The organism is Maribacter caenipelagi, assembly GCF_004364175.1.
In the GTDB taxonomy this organism is placed as follows: Bacteria; Bacteroidota; Bacteroidia; order Flavobacteriales; family Flavobacteriaceae; genus Maribacter; species Maribacter caenipelagi.
On sequence record NZ_SNZW01000017.1, the window covers coordinates 11,677 to 31,379 of the forward strand.

The 19,703-nt window shown below is 36.5% G+C and carries 13 protein-coding genes; 12 read left to right on the forward strand and 1 reads right to left on the reverse strand.

What is annotated here, in order from left to right; all coding sequences use genetic code 11:
- Positions 1 to 43: 43 nt before the first annotated feature.
- From argG to argH, 11 genes are all read left to right on the forward strand, one after another.
- Entirely contained in the window at positions 44 to 1,231 is a 1,188-nt protein-coding gene (argG, locus tag DFQ03_RS14500; RefSeq protein WP_133673908.1) for an argininosuccinate synthase, read from the forward strand.
- A gap of 158 nt (positions 1,232 to 1,389) precedes the next feature.
- Entirely contained in the window at positions 1,390 to 2,364 is a 975-nt protein-coding gene (gene argC / locus DFQ03_RS14505) for an N-acetyl-gamma-glutamyl-phosphate reductase (protein WP_133673909.1), read from the forward strand.
- Positions 2,365 to 2,411: 47 nt separating this feature from the next.
- Entirely contained in the window at positions 2,412 to 3,206 is a 795-nt protein-coding gene (gene proC / locus DFQ03_RS14510; protein ID WP_133673910.1) for a pyrroline-5-carboxylate reductase, read from the forward strand.
- 142 nt (positions 3,207 to 3,348) lie between these two features.
- Positions 3,349 to 4,473 (forward strand): aspartate aminotransferase family protein, encoded by a 1,125-nt coding sequence (locus tag DFQ03_RS14515; protein ID WP_133673911.1) that lies wholly within the window; start codon positions 3,349 to 3,351, stop codon positions 4,471 to 4,473.
- Positions 4,470 to 5,666 carry a glutamate-5-semialdehyde dehydrogenase gene (locus DFQ03_RS14520; protein ID WP_133673912.1) on the forward strand — a complete coding sequence of 399 codons (1,197 nt, stop codon included), beginning with the start codon at positions 4,470 to 4,472 and terminating at the stop codon, positions 5,664 to 5,666. Before DFQ03_RS14515 ends, DFQ03_RS14520 begins: the two co-directional genes overlap by 4 nt.
- A gap of 187 nt (positions 5,667 to 5,853) precedes the next feature.
- A complete protein-coding gene (gene proB / locus DFQ03_RS14525; protein WP_133673913.1) occupies positions 5,854 to 6,621 on the forward strand; it encodes a glutamate 5-kinase in 768 nt (255 codons plus the stop codon).
- Complete coding sequence (locus tag DFQ03_RS14530; protein ID WP_133673914.1) at positions 6,618 to 7,559, forward strand: Rossmann-fold NAD(P)-binding domain-containing protein; 942 nt, start codon at positions 6,618 to 6,620, stop codon at positions 7,557 to 7,559. Before proB ends, DFQ03_RS14530 begins: the two co-directional genes overlap by 4 nt.
- Positions 7,549 to 7,731, forward strand: a complete 183-nt coding sequence (locus tag DFQ03_RS14535) for a hypothetical protein (RefSeq protein ID WP_133673915.1) — start codon at positions 7,549 to 7,551, stop codon at positions 7,729 to 7,731. Before DFQ03_RS14530 ends, DFQ03_RS14535 begins: the two co-directional genes overlap by 11 nt.
- Complete coding sequence (gene argB / locus DFQ03_RS14540; RefSeq protein ID WP_133673916.1) at positions 7,721 to 8,500, forward strand: acetylglutamate kinase; 780 nt, start codon at positions 7,721 to 7,723, stop codon at positions 8,498 to 8,500. The genes DFQ03_RS14535 and argB overlap by 11 nt, the downstream gene beginning before the upstream one ends.
- A gap of 1 nt (position 8,501) precedes the next feature.
- Positions 8,502 to 9,566 (forward strand): M20 family metallo-hydrolase, encoded by a 1,065-nt coding sequence (locus DFQ03_RS14545; protein WP_133673917.1) that lies wholly within the window; start codon positions 8,502 to 8,504, stop codon positions 9,564 to 9,566.
- 73 nt (positions 9,567 to 9,639) lie between these two features.
- Positions 9,640 to 10,917 (forward strand): argininosuccinate lyase, encoded by a 1,278-nt coding sequence (gene argH, locus DFQ03_RS14550; RefSeq protein WP_133673919.1) that lies wholly within the window; start codon positions 9,640 to 9,642, stop codon positions 10,915 to 10,917.
- Here the strand turns inward: argH and DFQ03_RS14555 are convergent.
- Complete coding sequence (locus DFQ03_RS14555) at positions 10,914 to 11,795, reverse strand: YihY/virulence factor BrkB family protein (RefSeq protein WP_133673921.1); 882 nt, start codon at positions 11,793 to 11,795, stop codon at positions 10,914 to 10,916. The two genes, argH and DFQ03_RS14555, sit on opposite strands and share 4 nt — an antisense overlap.
- A 234-nt stretch (positions 11,796 to 12,029) precedes the next feature.
- Between DFQ03_RS14555 and DFQ03_RS14560 the strand changes: the two genes are divergently transcribed.
- Entirely contained in the window at positions 12,030 to 19,700 is a 7,671-nt protein-coding gene (locus DFQ03_RS14560; protein ID WP_133673923.1) for a BspA family leucine-rich repeat surface protein, read from the forward strand.
- Positions 19,701 to 19,703: the final 3 nt, after the last annotated feature.

The following is a 19,703-nucleotide window of genomic DNA, read 5'->3' on the forward strand; positions in this document are numbered from 1 at the left end:
AAAACAATAATTACCCGGTATTACCGGATTTGAACATATTAAAATGAAAAAATTAGTACTAGCATACAGCGGCGGATTAGATACATCTTATTGCGCTAAACATTTATCAAAAGACAAAGGATTTGAGGTTCATGCAGTAAGTGTAAACACTGGCGGATTTTCATCGGATGAAATAAAGGAAATCGAGAAAAAAGCTATAGAACTTGGCGCAACTTCATACACCTCTATTGATGCCGTACAAACCTTTTACGACAAGGTAGTAAAGTACCTTATTTTTGGAAACGTATTAAAGAATAATACTTACCCACTTTCAGTGAGTGCAGAACGAATCGTACAGGCAATTGAGATAGTAAACTATGCGAAGAAAGTAGGTGCAGGTTATATTGCACACGGTAGTACCGGCGCCGGTAACGACCAAGTTCGTTTCGATATGATTTTTCAAATCATTGCCCCAGAAATTGAGATTATCACTCCGATTAGAGATAACAAACTAGCAAGAGAAGAAGAGATTGCATATCTAAAAGAAAACGGAGTAGATTACCCTTGGGAAAAAGCAAAATACTCTATTAACAGAGGGCTTTGGGGAACATCTGTGGGCGGTGAAGAAACGCTAACTTCAGAAAAACCATTGCCAGATAGTGCATACCCTAGCCAATTACAAGAAAAGAACCCTACAGATGTAAAGCTTACTTTCGAAAAAGGAGAATTGGTCGCTATTGATGGAGAAAAAGATACTCCCGTTGCCAATATTGAAAAGTTAGAAGCATTAGCTTCTAAATATGCCATTGGCAGAGATATTCATGTTGGTGATACCATTATTGGTACTAAAGGAAGAGTCGGTTTTGAAGCTCCTGCGTCATTGATTATCATAAAAGCACACCATTTGCTAGAGAAGCATACACTTACGAAATGGCAACAATACCAAAAAGAGCAACAAGGTAATTTCTATGGTATGTTACTTCACGAAGGCAACTATCTAGATGCGGTAATGAGAAATATCGAAACCTTCTTGACGGATACTCAAAAAACCGTTTCTGGCGATGTATTTGTTGGTCTATACCCTTTTCAGTTTCGATTACACGGTATTTCATCTAAACATGATCTTATGACCGATGCTTTTGGTAAATATGGTGAGGTCAACAAAGGATGGACGGCAGATGACGCCAAAGGATTTATCAAGATTCTATCGAATTCAGGAAAGATATATAACCATGTAAATGGGGATAAATAGGAGTTAGGAGTTAGGAGTTAGGAGTTAGGAGTTAGGAAAAAAATAGTATTAAGTAATGAGTACAAAGTATTAAGTGAAAAGATTAAAAATGTTATTCAAGTACTTCGTACTTAATACTTATTACTTGATACTTGATACTCTTTACACAAAATAAAATTATGATTAAAGCAGGTATTATTGGTGGTTCTGGTTATACGGGTGGGGAACTTATTCGCATCTTATTGAATCATCCCGCAACGGAAATAGATTTTGTTTTCAGTACCACCAGAGCTGGAAAAAAAGTTACCACGGCTCACCCAGATCTATTAGGAACTACAGAACTTGAATTTACGGGAAATGTAAATCTAGATGTTAATGTTGTTTTTCTTTGCTTAGGTCACGGTAATTCTACTACATTTTTAAAGGAACACAATTTCTCTTTAAACACCGTTATCATTGATTTAAGCAATGATTTTAGATTACATAACGATGCTGATTTTGATGGTAAACAATTTGTTTACGGTCTTCCAGAGCTATTTAAAAATGAAATAGAAAACGCTAAATATATTGCGAATCCTGGTTGTTTTGCTACTGCTATACAACTAGCGTTGCTGCCATTGGCAAAAGCAAATCTATTGCAAAATGAAGTGCATATTAATGCCGTAACCGGTAGTACAGGTGCAGGTGTTAGTCCGTCTGCTACTTCACACTTTTCATGGAGAAATAATAATGTTAGCTGGTACAAGCCATTTACCCATCAACATTTGGGTGAGATTAACGAGAGCCTACATTCACTTCAAGAAAATACTGGCAACTTATTTTTTATGCCCAATAGAGGAAATTTCACTCGTGGAATTTTAGCGACTTCTTATACCAAATTTGAAGGCAGTTTAGGTGATGCCGAAAAAATCTTCCAAGACTTTTACAAAGATGCCATGTTTACCCAAATTTCTGATGAACCCATCAACCTGAAACAAGTGGTAAATACGAATCATTGCCATATTCATTTGCATAAACACGATGATATTTTGTTGATTACATCGGCAATTGACAACCTATTGAAAGGTGCATCTGGACAAGCGATACAGAATATGAATTTAATTTTTGGTCTAGAAGAAAATTTAGGCTTGAATTTGAAAGCAGGAGTCTTTTAGAAATAATGTAAAAAGTACTGAGTAATTGGTACAGAAATATATAAAACATGAAAATAGCCATTATAGGTGCAGGTAATTTAGGACTTTCTATAGCAAACGGAATTCTAAAAAGTAATGGTGCCACTAGTATGTACCTTACAAAAAGAGACACTAAATCTATTGCTGATTTTGAGAAATTTGACAAGGTTACGGTTACTGACGATAATCGTTTGGCCGTGCAAAATTCAGATATTTTAATTTTTGCGGTACAACCTGTTCATTTCGCTGTGATCCTAGAAAGTGTAAAAGATCTATTGACCGAAAATCATGTAGTAATATCTACCATAACCGGTTTCGGAATCGAAAAAATAGAGGCAGTTATAGGTAAAGATAATTACATTGTAAGAAGTATGCCAAACACCGCAATCTCAGTTGGTAAATCTATGACCTGTATTTGTAGCAATGAAAAAGGAAAAAAACGAATAGATCTAACAAAGGCAATTTTTAATAGAATGGGGCATTCTATGGTAATACCTGAAAGTCAAATGCAAGCTGCGACGGTTATTTGTGCAAGCGGTGTCGCTTTTTGGATGCGTTTAATTCGCGCCACCACACAAGGCGCCATACAATTAGGTTTTGATGCCAAAGAGGCTCAAGAGCTAGCCATGCACACCTGTAATGGTGCCGCAAGTTTATTAATAGATTCTGGTAATCATCCTGAAGAAGAAATTGACCGAGTGACGACACCAATGGGCTGTACCATAACCGGGCTTAATGAAATGGAACACCAAGGTTTAAGCTCTTCTTTAATACGAGGTGTTATAGCCTCCTATGATAAAATTACCGAATTTAAAACGAAGTAAATAACCTTGAAGAAAGATTGCGAGGTATTGAATTGAAAATATAATTATCATTTCGACGCAAACATCTCAGTATATAATCCTCGATTATCGAGTAAAACAAGTTACCAAACCGATTCATTATTAAAATTGATTCTATTGAATTATGAAATTATTTGACGTTTACCCACTATATAATGTTACTCCCGTTTCCGCCAAAGGAATAGTTGTAACCGATGATAAAGGACAAGATTATTTAGACTTTTACGGCGGGCATGCCGTAATATCCATTGGTCATTCGCACCCGCATTATGTGGAGCGATTAAAAGAACAGTTAGATAAAATCGGATTTTATAGTAATGCTGTTCAAAATCCGCTTCAAGTAGAACTTGCCGAAAAATTAGGTATAGTTTCCGGTTGTGAAGATTATAACTTATTCATGTGCAATTCTGGCGCCGAGGCAAATGAGAACGCCTTAAAAATGGCATCATTCGTAACTGGAAAATCAAAAGTTATTGCATTTAATAACGGATTTCACGGTCGTACGTCTGCTGCAGTAGCGGCTACCGACAACCCGTCTATCAACGCAGAGCTTAATCAACAACATGAGGTTGTGTTTTTAGACTTGAACGACATTAAAGGTTTTGAACGAGAAATTTCTAAAAATGTCTGTGCCGTAATTATTGAATCTATACAGGGTGTAGGCGGTTTAGATGAACCCTCTACCGAATTTTTACAACAAGTGGCTTTTCTATGTAAAGAAAACGACACATTATTAATTGCTGATGAAGTACAATCCGGATTTGGTAGAAGTGGAAAATTCTTCGGATTTCAACATCACGACATACAACCTGATATAATCAGTATAGCTAAAGGTATGGGCAACGGCTTCCCTGTTGGTGGCGTTCTTATTCACGATGATATTAAAGCTAAATATGGTATGTTAGGTACTACTTTTGGTGGTAACCATTTAGCATGTGTCGCCACCATGGCAGTTCTAGAAGTTATCGAAAAAGACAACTTAATTGCAAACGCCCAAGAACTAGGAGATTATTTCAACGAAAAGGCAAAAGAAATTTCGCAAGTAAAGCGCGTAAAAGGCAGAGGCTTAATGCTTGGGCTAGAGTTTGATTTTCAAGTAGCCGATCTACGTAAAAAATTAATTCATGAGCACTTCCTTTTTACTGGGGGTGCCAAAGATAAAATGGTTCTAAGAATATTACCGGCATTGAATATTACAAAACAAGATTTAGACGTGTTTTTCACAGCTCTTAATAAAGCCCTATCATGACAAAAACGCTCAGCTTAACAAAAAGAAATGCCGTATTAAAGCGTATGGCAGAATTGGTTTTACAAGAAGAATCTATTTTAATGTCTGCCAATGAAAAAGATTTAAATTCTTTCGAATTGGGTGATATCGCAATGATAGACCGCTTAAAAGTAGATAAAAACAAAATAGGGGAAATGATTTCTTCTTTGAAGAAATTAGCCGCTCTGCCCGACCCCTTACATGTAGAAAGTTTTCAGTTTACACATGATAACGGTTTAGAAATCAGTAATAAAACAGCCCCGTTCGGTACGATCATGATTATTTATGAATCTAGACCAGACGTAACAATTGAAGCTGCCGGTATCGCTTTTAAATCTGGAAATAAAATTTTATTAAAAGGCGGCAAAGAATCGTTGAACTCGAACTTGGTTTTAGTCAATTTATGGCATAAAGCTTTAGAGTCTTGTGACTGTTCTGAAGATTGGATTACGTACTTGAATTATTCAAGAATAGAAACCCAACAGTTTCTTGAAAATCCTACTCAAAAATTAGATTTGATTGTTCCACGTGGTGGCGAAAAACTAATCGCTTTTGTAAAGCAACATGCTCAGTGCCCTGTAATTGTTAGTGGTCGTGGAAACAACTTTGTATATGTTTCTCATGAAGCAGATCTGCAAATGGCTTTAGACGTGATCGTCAATGCCAAGACTACCAAAATATCGGCATGTAATGCGGTTGACAAAGTGATTATTTCTAGAGATTTACCTCGTAAGGCCGAATTTTTAAGTCACTTAATTCAAACTTTGAAGAAACATAATGTTGAAATTTTAACCGATACCAAACTAGCAGGTATGGATGGCACATCCCAAATGGAAGATGAGTCGGTGTGGTATGAAGAATTTTTAGACTATAAAATTGTTATCGGGCAAGTGCCTGATGTTGACGAGGCTATTCAGCATATCAACACATATGGCGGCGGTCACTCTGCTTCTATCATTACTAAAGACGAAGAAGAAGCTGATATTTTTATGCAATCTGTAGATACTGCTGCGGTATACCATAATGCATCTACCCGTTTTACCGATGGCGGTCAATTTGGTCTCGGTGGCGAACTAGCTATTAGTACAGATAAGTTACACCAACGTGGTCCCATTGGCTTACAGCATTTGGTTACCAATAAATGGTATGTTAAAGGGAATGGACAAGTAAGATAGGTTGTTCGTAAAACAAATGATAATTGTGTCCGGTCGAGCGCAGTCGAGACCTGAAAGAAGGAGTTAGGAGTTAGGAGTTAGGAGTTAGGAGTTAGGAGTTAGGAGTTAGGAGTTAGGAGTTAGGAGTTAGGAGTTAGGAGTTAGGAGTTAGGTAAAATAAAATTTACCTGACAAAATCAGAATTAGCATGTTGAAAAAGAGAATTTTATTGAAATTAGGTTCCAATACCTTAACCAAGGACACTGACCATATTTCTCGTGGTAAAATCGAAGATATTGGTAGGCAAATAGCTGCACTTAAAGATCAGTACGAATTTATTATTGTTAGTTCTGGCGCTATTGCGGCAGCGAAGCAATTCGTAAAGCTGGAACATAATGGTGAAGAAATCAATGTAAAGCAAGCACTCGCATCTATAGGTCAACCACACCTAATGCGTATTTTTCAAGAGAATTTTAGAGAACTAGGGCTTTTTACTTCACAATGTTTATTATCCTATTCCGACTTTGAAAAGGAGCAAACTAGAGTGAATATTAAAAACACAATAAATGTTCTCGTTGCCAATAATTTCATACCAATTATCAATGAAAATGATACTGTAGCCACTGATGAGATTAAGTTTGGAGATAATGATAAATTAGCGGGGTTGACAGCATCTCTTTTATCTGCAGATATATTAATTATTGCCACTAATACTGACGGAATTTATACAAAATCGTCTTTAGCTTCTTCAACACCAAAAACAATTGAGTTAGCATCAGACTTGGGTGAACTCTTAAAAGAAATAGGGGAATCTAAATCGACCCATGGTACGGGGGGAATGCAATCAAAAATAGATGCAGCAACCATAGCCCAAAAAGCAGGTATTGAAACCTGGATCACCAATGGCTTAAAAGATCATTTCATTACCGATGCCATTGACAATAAAAGCACATTTACAAAAATTAAAGCATCATGAACTACCTTTCAATAAATGATATCGACTCTTTATCTACATGGGTAAAAGAAGCTATATCTCTTAAAAAAGAGCCTAAAAAACATAAAGAACTCGGAAGTGATAAAACTATTGGACTCCTATTTTTCAATAATTCGCTACGTACACGATTAAGCACCCAAAAAGCAGCTATAAATTTAGGCATGGAAGTCATTGTTATGAACTTTGGTAGTGAAGGCTGGGCTATAGAATATGCTGATGGAACAGTTATGGACCAAGGTACTTCTGAACATATTAAGGAAGCTGCACAAGTAATTTCTCAATATTGCGATATTATTGCTATTCGTGCTTTTGCAGGTTTGAAAGACAAAGAATTAGATGAAGCCGAAAAAGTTTTGAACGGATTTAAAACTTACGCATCTGTACCAATAGTAAACATGGAAAGTTCTATTGGCCACCCATTACAAGCACTAACCGATGCCATTACTTTAGAAGAACATAATTTCAAAAATAACCCTAAAGTAGTTCTGTCGTGGGCTCCTCACCCTAGGGCTTTACCACATGCGGTTGCCAATTCATTTATTCAAATGATGCAGAAGCAAAATGCTGAATTTGTAATTACGCATCCTAAAGGATATGAACTTGACCCAAACATAACCAAAGATTCCAAAATTGAGTATGACCAAGAGAAAGCTTTAGAAAACGCCGATTTTGTGTATGTCAAAAACTGGAGTAGCTATTCTGATTACGGACAGATAAAATCTCAAGACACTAATTGGCAAATGACCCTAAAGAAACTAGGGAAAGCTAAATTTATGCACTGCCTACCTGTACGTAGAAATGTAGTAGTTGCCGATGAAGTTTTAGACAGCGAACAATCATTGGTCATTGAACAAGCGAATAACAGAACTTACGCTGCACAATTGGTTCTAAAGAAAATACTGGAGACTAATGAAAATTAATAAATGGATTTACATAGGTATCGCTTTATTTGCATTCATTTTATTTATTGCCAATATGATGAATATAGACCATAGTACTGCGCACTGGAAAACCTATATGGGTCCGGTCAGTAATATTATTCTCATTATTGCCATGGTACTCATGTTTAAATTTGCCGACTATGAAAAATAAACTAAGCGTTGTAAAAATTGGAGGCAATGTCATTGAAGATGAAAATGCTTTAGACACATTTCTTACCGCTTTTTCCAAAATTGAAGGCTTAAAAATATTAGTGCACGGTGGTGGAAAATTGGCAACTCAATTGGCTACGAAACTTGGCATTGAATCCAATATGGTAGATGGTAGGCGCATTACCGATGCAGAAACTGTTGATGTAATTACCATGGTTTATGGTGGTCTCGCAAACAAAAAAATAGTGGCTCAACTTCAAGCTAAAAATATAAACGCAATTGGCCTAAGCGGTGCCGACGGTAATAGCATACAAGCACATAAACGACCCGTAAAGGAAATTGATTACGGATTCGTAGGTGATATTGAAGGGGTAAACCCTGAATTAATCAGCAACCTCTTATCCATCAACCTTACGCCTATTTTCTGTGCTCTTTCGCATGATGGCGCCGGACAATTACTAAATACCAACGCAGATACAATTGCTTCAGAGATTGCCATTGGTATGGCATCTACTTATGAAACGACTTTATATTACTGTTTTGAGAAAAAAGGAGTATTAATGGATGTTGCCGATGATAATAGCGTAGTTAAGCATATTAACACTGCTACTTACCAAAAGCTTTTATCAGATAACATTATTGCTGACGGAATGCTGCCAAAACTACATAATTGCTTTCATGCTTTGAACAACACAGTTTCAAAAGTATGTTTAGGTGATGTTACCATGCTCGATAAAAATACAGAACTGTTCACTACAATAAAGCTTTAAGATGAACCAAACAGAACTTACAGAAAGTGCTATAGCATTATTAAAGGAATTAATTTCAATAGAGTCTTTTTCTAAGGAAGAGGATAAAACTGCCGATGCTATACAATCTTGGTTGGCACATTACGATATACCCACAGAAAGAGACCTCAACAATATTATTGCGAAGAACAAATTTTGGGACGATTCTAAACCGACGTTGTTACTGAATTCGCATCATGATACCGTAAAACCGAATACGGCTTATACTAAAGACCCTTTCTTTCCTCATATTGAAGATGGCAAGCTATACGGATTAGGAAGTAATGATGCTGGCGGACCATTAGTTTCACTTCTGGCAACTTTTGTGAATTATTATAATGCCGAAGACCTTAACCATAATATATTAATGGTCGCTTCTGCCGAAGAGGAAAATGCCGGTGAGAACAGTCTACGTGGATTGTTACCTAAACTACCCCATATTGATGTAGCGATCGTAGGCGAACCTACTTTGATGCAACTTGCTATCGCTGAAAAAGGTCTGGTTGTTTTTGATGCCGTGATTAAAGGGACTCCGTCTCACGCAGCCCACCCTAACGACGACAATTCGATCTACAACTCCATTAAAGTTTTAGAATGGTTTAAGAACTACAGCTTCGAAAAATCATCTGAAGCATTAGGAGATGTAAAAATGACAGTTACCCAAATTAGTGCTGGATCGCAGCACAATGTAGTGCCAGCTCAGGTTGATATGGTTGTTGATGTTCGTGTAAACGATGCCTATAGCAACAAAGAAATTGCAGATTTACTGAAGAAGGACGCGCCATGCGAATTAAAGGAGCGATCTTTACGCCTAAATTCGTCAAAAATAGATAAGAATCACCTGTTGGTTAAGTCAGGTATTGCACTAGGCAGAACCACTTACGGTTCTCCTACGCTTTCTGACCAAGCAGCATTAAGTTGCCAATCGTTAAAACTAGGTCCTGGAGACAGCACTCGTTCTCACTCAGCCAATGAATTTATCTATGTACATGAAATTGAAGAAGGTATAGATTTGTATATTAAAATATTAAAAGGCTTCATGCACTAGGCGTACGGCCAATTTTATAACTAATTTTATTATTAAGTTTTTGAACTTGATACTTGAACTTGACACTTGAATTATGAAACTCTGGGATAAAGGATTTAGCACTGATAAAAAGATTGATCATTTCACCGTTGGTAATGACAGAGAACTAGATTTACTTTTGGCCAAATACGATGTTATTGCATCTAGAGCTCATGCTAAAATGTTAGGAGAGATCGGATTGATTACGCCTAAAGAAACTCATGACCTCGTAAGAGAGTTGAATACTATCGCTGCACGAATAGAAAAAGGAACTTTTACCATAGAAAATTCTTTTGAAGACATGCATTCTAAAATAGAATACATGCTTACCCTTAGTTTAGGCGATACTGGTAAAAAAATACATACCGCACGCTCTAGAAACGATCAAGTTTTAGTGGCTATGCACCTATATTTAAAGGATGAGTTAACAGAAATTAAATCGATGACCAAGTCGCTCTTTAATCTTCTTTTAGTAAAAGCCCAAGAACATAAAGATGTTATGTTACCAGGGTATACGCATTTACAAATTGCCATGCCCTCTTCATTCGGACTATGGTTTTCTGCTTATGCAGAGAGTTTAATAGATGACCTATATTTTATTGAAGCTGCCTATAAAGTTGCTGATCAAAATCCGTTAGGCAGTGCTGCAGGTTATGGTAGCTCATTTGCTATCGACCGTAGATTTACCACTAAAGAAATGGGCTTTAGCACACTAAAATATAATGTAGTTGCCGCTCAAATGAGCAGAGGGAAAGTAGAAAAAGCAACTGCATTCGGCATCGCAAATATTGCAGCAACACTTTCTAAAATGGCAATGGATATTTGTTTGTACATGAGTCAGAACTTTAACTTCATCTCTTTCCCAGATGAGCTGACTACCGGTTCTAGTATAATGCCTCATAAGAAAAATCCTGATGTATTTGAATTGGTACGAGGCAAGTGTAATAAACTACAATCTATTCCTAATCAGTTGACTATAATCATCAATAATTTACCTAGTGGTTATCATAGAGATTTACAATTGGTGAAAGAAATTATAGTACCGGCAATACAAGATATGAAGGCATGCTTGGAGATTTTGACCTTTAGCCTTAAAGAAATTAAGGTCAACAAAGAAATTCTAGAAGACCCAAAGTATGACTATCTATTTAGTGTTGACACTTTAAACGAACTGGTACAAAACGGAATGCCTTTTAGAGACGCCTATAAGAAAATGGGTATGGAGATCAACGAAGGTACTTTCACTCCGAAGAGAGATATTCATCATACGCACGAAGGCAGTTTAGGCAATCTTTGTTTGAAGGAAATTAATGATAAAATGAAGGAGGTTTAATTCTCTTTCAAATACCTATCCGAATAAATTTTAGTGAATTGGGCACCGAAAGTGACTATTAAACTAGAATAAGATACCCATAGCATTACTAAAATTATGCTCCCGGCAGCGCCATATGTTGAACCTGGTTCTGCTTTTCCAAAGTAAAAGGCTAGCGCATATTTACCAATTAAAAATAATAAAGCAGTCAATGCAGCACCAACCTTAACCGCTTTCCATCGAATGTGTATGCTTGGCAAGTATTTAAACATTGCACCGAACAGGAGATAAATAAAAGAAAGGGATATAACAATATCCAAGACAAAACCAAGCTCTAACATCCCTTCTGGTAATAGACGAGAAAGTTGTTTAGAAAATGCTGATAAAAATGAAGTAAGGGCAAAACTAATTAATAATAAAAACCCGAAAATAAGAATAAATCCAAATCCCTTTAGCCGCATAAAAAGTGTAGATAATATTTCATTTGTATATTTTGGCTTTGCACTCCATATTTCATTCAAGGCATTTTGTAACTGATAAAAAACACCCGTAGCACCATATATTAGAACACCTACACCTAATATAGTAGCTATAATAGAAGTATTCTCACTACCTCTATCAGCCACCATTTCTTGAATAGATTGTGCAGTTTCTGGTCCCATGGCAGATGAGATTTCAGCAAACAATTCCCCACGAACTATTTCTTTTCCCCAAATACCACCTACCAATTCTAATATTAAAATGAGTAAACCAGGTAGTGATAAAATCGCATAGTATGCAATAACGGCACTTATCTGAAAGGGCTCTTTAGCCATCCAAGCCTTGTAGGTTCTTATAAGCAAGTTAGGAATATGGCTGAATCGGAATTTAGAATGTTGACTATCTTCTTTCTGTGACATCTAGTGATGTTTTAAACTTAGAATAAAAATAAAAACATCAATATAATGACTGTAACTCTAAACCGTATAATAGTATCCCTTAAAAGCTAGAAAAAACAATTAAATCATTAATATTTATGTAGTTCAACAAAAAAAGACGACTTCACATTCCATAATCATACATTCACAACAAATAATTTTAACATTTAACATTCATAGGCATCTTTGATATACACATTTGATCAAAACAACAGCATGCCATTATTTAAAAAGAGTATTACCCTTTTTCTTTTATTTTTAAGCGTTAATTTATTTGCTCAATCTTTCACCTCTACATGGAATACCAATAATATAGAATCTGGATCCTCTCCCAATAACGAAATTACCATACCCACAAACCCTGCATACACTACCTATAATTATGATGTAGATTGGGGAGATGGAGCAACGGATACTGGCGTAACGGGAAACATTACCCATGACTATGCCACACCTGGCACTTACACCGTTCAAATAAGCGGCACATTTCCTTCAATTTATTTCAATGATGAAGTAGCCAATGATAAACTTAAAATTATTGAAATACTTAGTTGGGGAAACATCCAATGGCAAACCATGGAAAATTCTTTTTATGGTTGCGAGAACTTAAATTTTGATTTAATTGACGCCCCAAATTTAAGTCAAGTTACTTCTTTAAAAAATATGTTTAGAGAAGGCACTTCATTCACCGGAATTGTGAACAATTGGGACGTTTCTACAATAACGGATATTTCAGGAATCTTTTCTGGTTGTACCATTTTTGATAGACCTGTTGATACATGGACAACAAACTCCGTTACCGATATGTCCGAGACATTTAAAAGCACAGCTTTTAATCAACCCTTGGATAATTGGAACACTTCATCAGTTACTACTATGAAAGGAATGTTTATAGCTGCTGGACGTTTTAATCAAAATATAAACAATTGGAATGTTAGCAATGTTACTGACATGTCACAAACATTTGCCTATACTAATGCCTTTAATAGACCTTTAAATAACTGGGATGTTAGCAGTGTTACAGATATGACATTTATGTTTGATGGCTCAGGTTTTAATCAGCCTATTGACAATTGGAATGTTAGTAATGTTACTAGTATGTCTGGCATGTTTAGACACGCTAAATATAACCAACCCTTAGCTAGTTGGGACGTATCTTCTGTTCTTGATTTTTCATTAATGTTTCAAAGAAATAGAACATTTAACCAACCTTTAAATACTTGGGTTGTAACAAATGCCACGGATATGTCTAGTATGTTTGATGGTTGGTATTGGGATCAAGTTTACAACCACCCATTAGACAATTGGAATGTTAGTAACGTAACGAACATGAGTTACATGTTTAGAGACAACTCTGGTTTTAACCAAGATATTAGCGGATGGGATGTGAGCAATGTCACCAATATGCAAGGTATGTTTTCGCAAACAGATGTTTTTAATCAGGACATAAGTGGGTGGGACGTTAGTAGTGTTACAAATATGTCTACAATGTTCCAACAGGCACAGGTATTTAATCAACCTCTAAACAATTGGAATATAAGTAATGTAGAAAATGTTTCATCAATGTTTGAAAGGGCTTCAAGTTTCAATCAACCATTAAATTTATGGAACCTCAGCAATGTTACTAGTTTCCAAAATATGTTTAACCTTGCAAGTTCTTTTAATCAAGATATAACGGGCTGGAATACATCTAGTATCACCAATATGTCTGGTATGTTTACTTCTGCCAGCACTTTCAACCAAAACTTGGGTGTTTGGGATATTTCTTCTGTAACCAACATGGCAAACATGTTGTCAAATAGTGGTTTATCACAAGAAAATTATGACAATACTTTAATAGCTTGGTCTGCACAAACTGTAAACTCCGGAATAAATTTAGGGGCAACAAACCTACAATATTGTGATGCCTTAAGCCAAAGACAAAGTTTAATAGATGATGATGGGTGGATTATTACTGGAGATGCCGTAAATTGTTCTTATGTATTGTGTACCGATATTACCATGCCACATGCTAGCGACACTGCTACACCAGCAAATAGTGATATCCGTTGGGATCCTGCACCTAATGCTACGGGATATCGTATTTACTTAGAAATTGAAAGAGGTGGAGCAAGAAATTATGTTAATATCAATGGCTCACCTGCAAACAATCTTGATGTTGGCAATACTGTTGGAATTAGTTTCTCTAGTGAATTTGACCCTGGAGATACTGTTTATGTAACAGTTGTTCCCTACAATGATGAAGGACCAGCGACAGGTTGTCAAGAAATTAGTTATACTGTAGTAGAAAGCTGGGTAAACAGAACCGATGTTTTTAAAATCACTATTGACACTAGAAATTTAGATACCCATTCTACCGCAGCTAATCAATATAGAATTGAGCTAAATGATGGTTATCCTGATTATTTAACCTATGATTTCAATATTGATTGGGGAGATGGACAGTATGATAATAATGTTACAAATGATATAACACATACTTACTTAACTCCAGATATTTATACCATTGCCATTATTGGAGATTTCCCTTCGTTCCGTCAAGAATCAAGCAATAGAGATAATAAAAAACTTATTTCAATAGACCAATGGGGAGATCAGGTTTGGGGTTCTATGGAGAATACATTCTATTACTGCCAAAATATGGAATACAATGCAACAGATATTCCTAATCTTACACAAGTTGAAAGCATGCAAAATATGTTTGGCTCTTGCTTCTTATTTAATGGCAATATTAATGATTGGGATGTAAGCAATGTTACTAATATGAGAGGTGTTTTCTTAGCGGCTCAAGCTTTTAACCAACCATTAAATAATTGGGATATAAGCAATGTAACAAATATATCTACAATGTTTCTTGGTGCGAATGCCTTTGACCAACCACTTGACAATTGGGATACCAGTAATGTAACCGATATGTCTAGAACTTTTGAACAGACCGAATTATTTAATCAAAACATTAATAATTGGAATGTCAGTAATGTAACCAACATGTCTAGTATGTTTGAAAGAGCATTACTTTTTAATCAACCACTAAATAATTGGGATGTCAGTAATGTAACCGATATGTCTAAAATGTTCGATGGTTTTGTTTTTGATATTCCATTTAATCAGCCTTTAGATAATTGGAATGTTAGTAGCGTTACCAACATGACAATGATGTTTAGGAGAGCAATAGACTTTAACCAAAATATCAATGGCTGGAATGTTACTAATGTAACCAATATGGCTTCAATGTTTAACAATACAGATGCCTTTAATCAACCTTTAAATAATTGGAATGTATCATCGGTAACAGATATGAATTCTATGTTCAACGGAGCAGATAATTTTAATCAAAATATAGATAGTTGGAATGTTACTAATGTAATTAATATGTCTTCCATGTTCAGCTATGCAGCTGCAATTAACCAGCCCTTAAATAGTTGGGATGTAAATTCTGTGGTAAATATGTCAAGTATGTTTCGTGGGGCATCAGCATTTAATCAACCTTTAGATAATTGGGATGTAAGTGCCGTAGCAAATATGACAAGTATGTTTGAAGATGCAGTTCTATTTAATCAACCAATAAACACTTGGAATGTTAGTTCAGTCACCTTAATGGAATCTATGTTTGAAGATGCTGCAGTATTTAACCAAAATTTAAATAATTGGAATACCGCGGTAGTAACCAATTTTGAAGCCATGTTTAAAAATGCCTTGACTTTTAATGAAACAATATCGAATTGGAATACAGGCGAAGCATTAACCATGCAAGAAATGTTTAGTGGAGCAACAGCATTTAACCAAAACATAGACCCATGGAATGTTTCTTTTGTAACTACTATGCGAGCTATGTTTAATGGTGCTACCAGTTATAACCAAACCATGAACTCTTGGAACGTAGCTTCTGTAACCACTATAGAAGAAATGTTTAAAGATGCAAGTACTTTTAATGAGAACATTGGTGATTGGAACGTTAGAGGCGTAACCACAATGGAAGAAATGTTCAGTGGCGCAACCGCCTTTAACCAAGACCTAAATAACTGGCGTATAGCGGGTGTAAGCAATATGGACTATATGTTTAGAAATGCATCGGCATACAACCAACCAATGGATTTATGGAATCCTGGTAATGTAACTATGCGTTCTATGTTCGATGATGCCATTGCTTTAAACCAAAGTTTAGCGGATTGGGATGTTAGTGGTGTTACCGATATGCGAGATATGCTGGATAATACGGCACTCATAAGAGAAAATTATGATACTACTTTAATTGCTTGGTCTGAGAAAAACTTAACTCCTGGTATTACACTTGGTGCAGAAGATTTACCTTATTGTGATGCTCAAGAAGAAAGACAGTCTATGATCGATAATTTTGGATGGTCGTTTGACCAAGATGTTCGAGATTGTCCAATACCAGATTGTACGCTACTAACATCTCCGCTTAATGGAGATATAGATGTACCGGTAAATACCAACATTACATGGGAGCATGCCTTATATGCAGAAGGGTACCGCTTAACGGTGGGCACCACTACAGGTGGTAATGATATTGTAGATAATATTACCATTACCAATAAAACTTCATACGAATTTGCATCAGATTTTAATACCGGAGATACTATCTACGTAACCTTGATTCCTTTTAATACAGAAGGAGATGCTGTGGGTCCTTGTACCGAAGAAAGCTTTACTATTTCCAGTAGTCCTGCTACCATACCTGAATGTACTAGTTTAACCGAGCCGTTACATGCCGCAACAGATGTAGCCGTAACTACAGATTTAAGCTGGAACCCGATTTCAAATGCCGATGGCTACAAACTTACTGTTGGTACTTCATCTGGAGCTAACGACATATTAGGCCCTGAAGATGTTGGTAACATAAATACCTATGAATTTACTTCTGACTTACCTGAAGATAGTGATATTTTCGTCACTATAATTCCTTATAATGATGAAGGAGATGCTACTTCATGTACCGAAGAAAGTTTCCATACCGAGATAATTCCTGTACCACCAACTTGTACAAACTTAACCAGCCCTGTTAACGGTGCTACCGATATTGCTATTGACACTCATTTAAGCTGGACACCAATAGCTAACGCAACAGGTTATTTAGTAATTGTAGGTACTACCTCTGGCGGTATAGAAATAGTAAACAATGCAGATGTTGTTGGCGCCAACACCTATGATATTCCTGTAGATTTACAAGAAGCTAGAATGCATTATGTAACCATTATTCCTTATAATGCTGAAGGGGATGCTACTGGTTGTATCGAAGAAACTTTTACCACTGGTGATTCTACAAGTCCACCGTCATGTACCACATTAACAGCTCCTATTAATGATGCAACTGCGGTTGACCCTAGCACAAATTTAACTTGGACAGAATTATCATCTGCAACCGGTTATAAATTGACTGTAGGAACAACAAGTGGAGGTTCAGATATTTTTACAGATGATGTGCTAAATGTAACTACGTACGACCTTGCCGCCAATTTACCAGAAAGCACACCTATTTATGTGACAATAACACCATATAACGATAATGGCGATGCTATTGGTTGTACCGAAGAAAGTTTTACTACAGATGGTGCTCCTTTATGTACCACACTAGCAACTCCAGCAAATGGAGCTACAAATGTTCCCGTAGACACCAATATTGAATGGAACACAGTAACTAATACCGACGGTTACCGAATTACCGTTATTGGCAGCAACAGTACCGCAAATAACATGACCGATTTTGAAGTGACAAGTGACAATACTCTTAACTTTTCAAATGATTTTATAGAAGGAGAAACGGTTACGGTAACTATTAAACCATATAACAGCAACGGAGAGGCCAGCGGTTGTACATCTGAAACTTTTACAATCGTGCCTCCACCAGTACCCACTTGTACTACGCTTATGACACCTGTAAACAATACTGCAAATGCAGATATAGATACTGATATTAGCTGGAATGCTGTTGCCGGAGCAACAGGCTACACGATAACCGTAACAGCAAGTGAAAGTACCGCCAATAACTTAACTGAGGTTGACGTTATTGCAACTTCCTATGATTTCACGAATGACTTTATACAAGGTGAAATGGTAACAGTTACCATAACACCATTTAATGAATCTGGTGCCGCTACCGGCTGTACATCAGAATCATTTGCCATTAAGCCCGTACCTACATGTACTAGCTTAAACACACCTGTAAATGGTAATGACGCGGTCGATGCCAGTATTTCAATATCTTGGGATGCAGTATATGATGCCATTGGGTATTTCGTTACCATTTCCGCCAATACAAGTACCGCTAACAATGTAACGGATTTTAAAACCACAGCTACTTCTTTAGATTTCACTGATGACTTTACGCAAGGTGAAACCGTTTCAGTTACCATTATACCTTACAACGAGTCTGGTAATGCCATTGGTTGTACTACAGAAAGTTTTTCCATTCAGGCAGTGCCTACTTGCACAGGTTTAATTTCACCTGCAAATGGTGCTATAGATGTACCTGTAAACACAAATCTAGAATGGACAACAGTGCCTGAAGCAGATGGTTATCTTCTTACGGTCACAGGTAGTTCAAGCTCAGCAAATAATGTTGACCAACTGAATATAACTACTGGTAACACCCATATGTTTACCAATGATTTTGATCAAGGCGAAACCGTATCGATTACTATAGTACCTTACAACAATGCTGGGGAAGCCATTGGTTGCACTATGGAAAGTTTCAGCATTAAGTCTATTCCAAATTGTACCTTCTTAACCTCTCCTCTAAACGGTGCAGTTTTGGCAGAAGTAAATGAAATTTCATGGAATGCTATACCAGATGCAGACGGATACAGATTAACTGTTTCCGCAAATAACAGTACAGCAAACAATGTATCCGATTTAGAAGTTACCGATACTACATATACTTTCCCTAATGAATTTAACGAAGGTGAAACAGTTACAGTGACGATAGTTCCTTTTAATGATGTTGGCGATGCCATTGGTTGTGTTTCTGAGAGCTTTACCATAAGACCATTACCAACTTGCACCAATTTGATAGCTTCGTTACAAAATGCAAATAATGTTGCCGTAACCGCAGATATTGAATGGAACCCTTCAAACGATGCAGATGGTTACAGAATCTCAATAGGTACAACCGCCAACGGAAACGATATCGTAGACAATGAAGATATAGCCTCTTTGACCAGTTATATACTGAATGAAGATTTACCTTCTGAAACACAAATTTTCATCACCATTACGCCTTACAATAGTTCTGGAGACGCTGAAAGATGTACTACCGAAAGTTTCACAACTGAAGTAATCGCACCCGATTGTGCGGTTCTTATTAGTCCGACAAACGGAGAAACAAATGTTTCATTAGAGAGTACAATTTCATGGAATGAAGTCGAAAAAACCAATGGCTATCGTATTTCCATTGGAACCTCAGCGAATTCTAACGACATCATCGACAATGTGGATATGGGTAATTTAACAACATATACTCATCATGATGAGTTTCCATTTGACACTGAAATTTTTGTAAATATCACCTCATATAACAGCGCAGGAGAATCCGCTGGTTGTGAAACTCAATCGTTTACTACAATGATTCCAGAAGATGAAACAAAATACGGATTCTCACCTGATGGTGACGGTATAAATGAATACTGGCATATTGAAAACATAGATTACTACCCTGAAAATGTAGTGAGTATTTATAACCGTTGGGGAGATATGGTTTTTCAAATTGAAAACTATGACAATGCCGCTAATGTGTTTTCAGGTACTGCGAATATGAGTATGAAATTAGGCGCAGACCAATTACCTGCAGGCACCTATTTCTTCAACATTCAAATAGATGGTGAAACTATATTAAGAAAAACACAAGGTTTCCTTGTATTAAAGCGATAATTA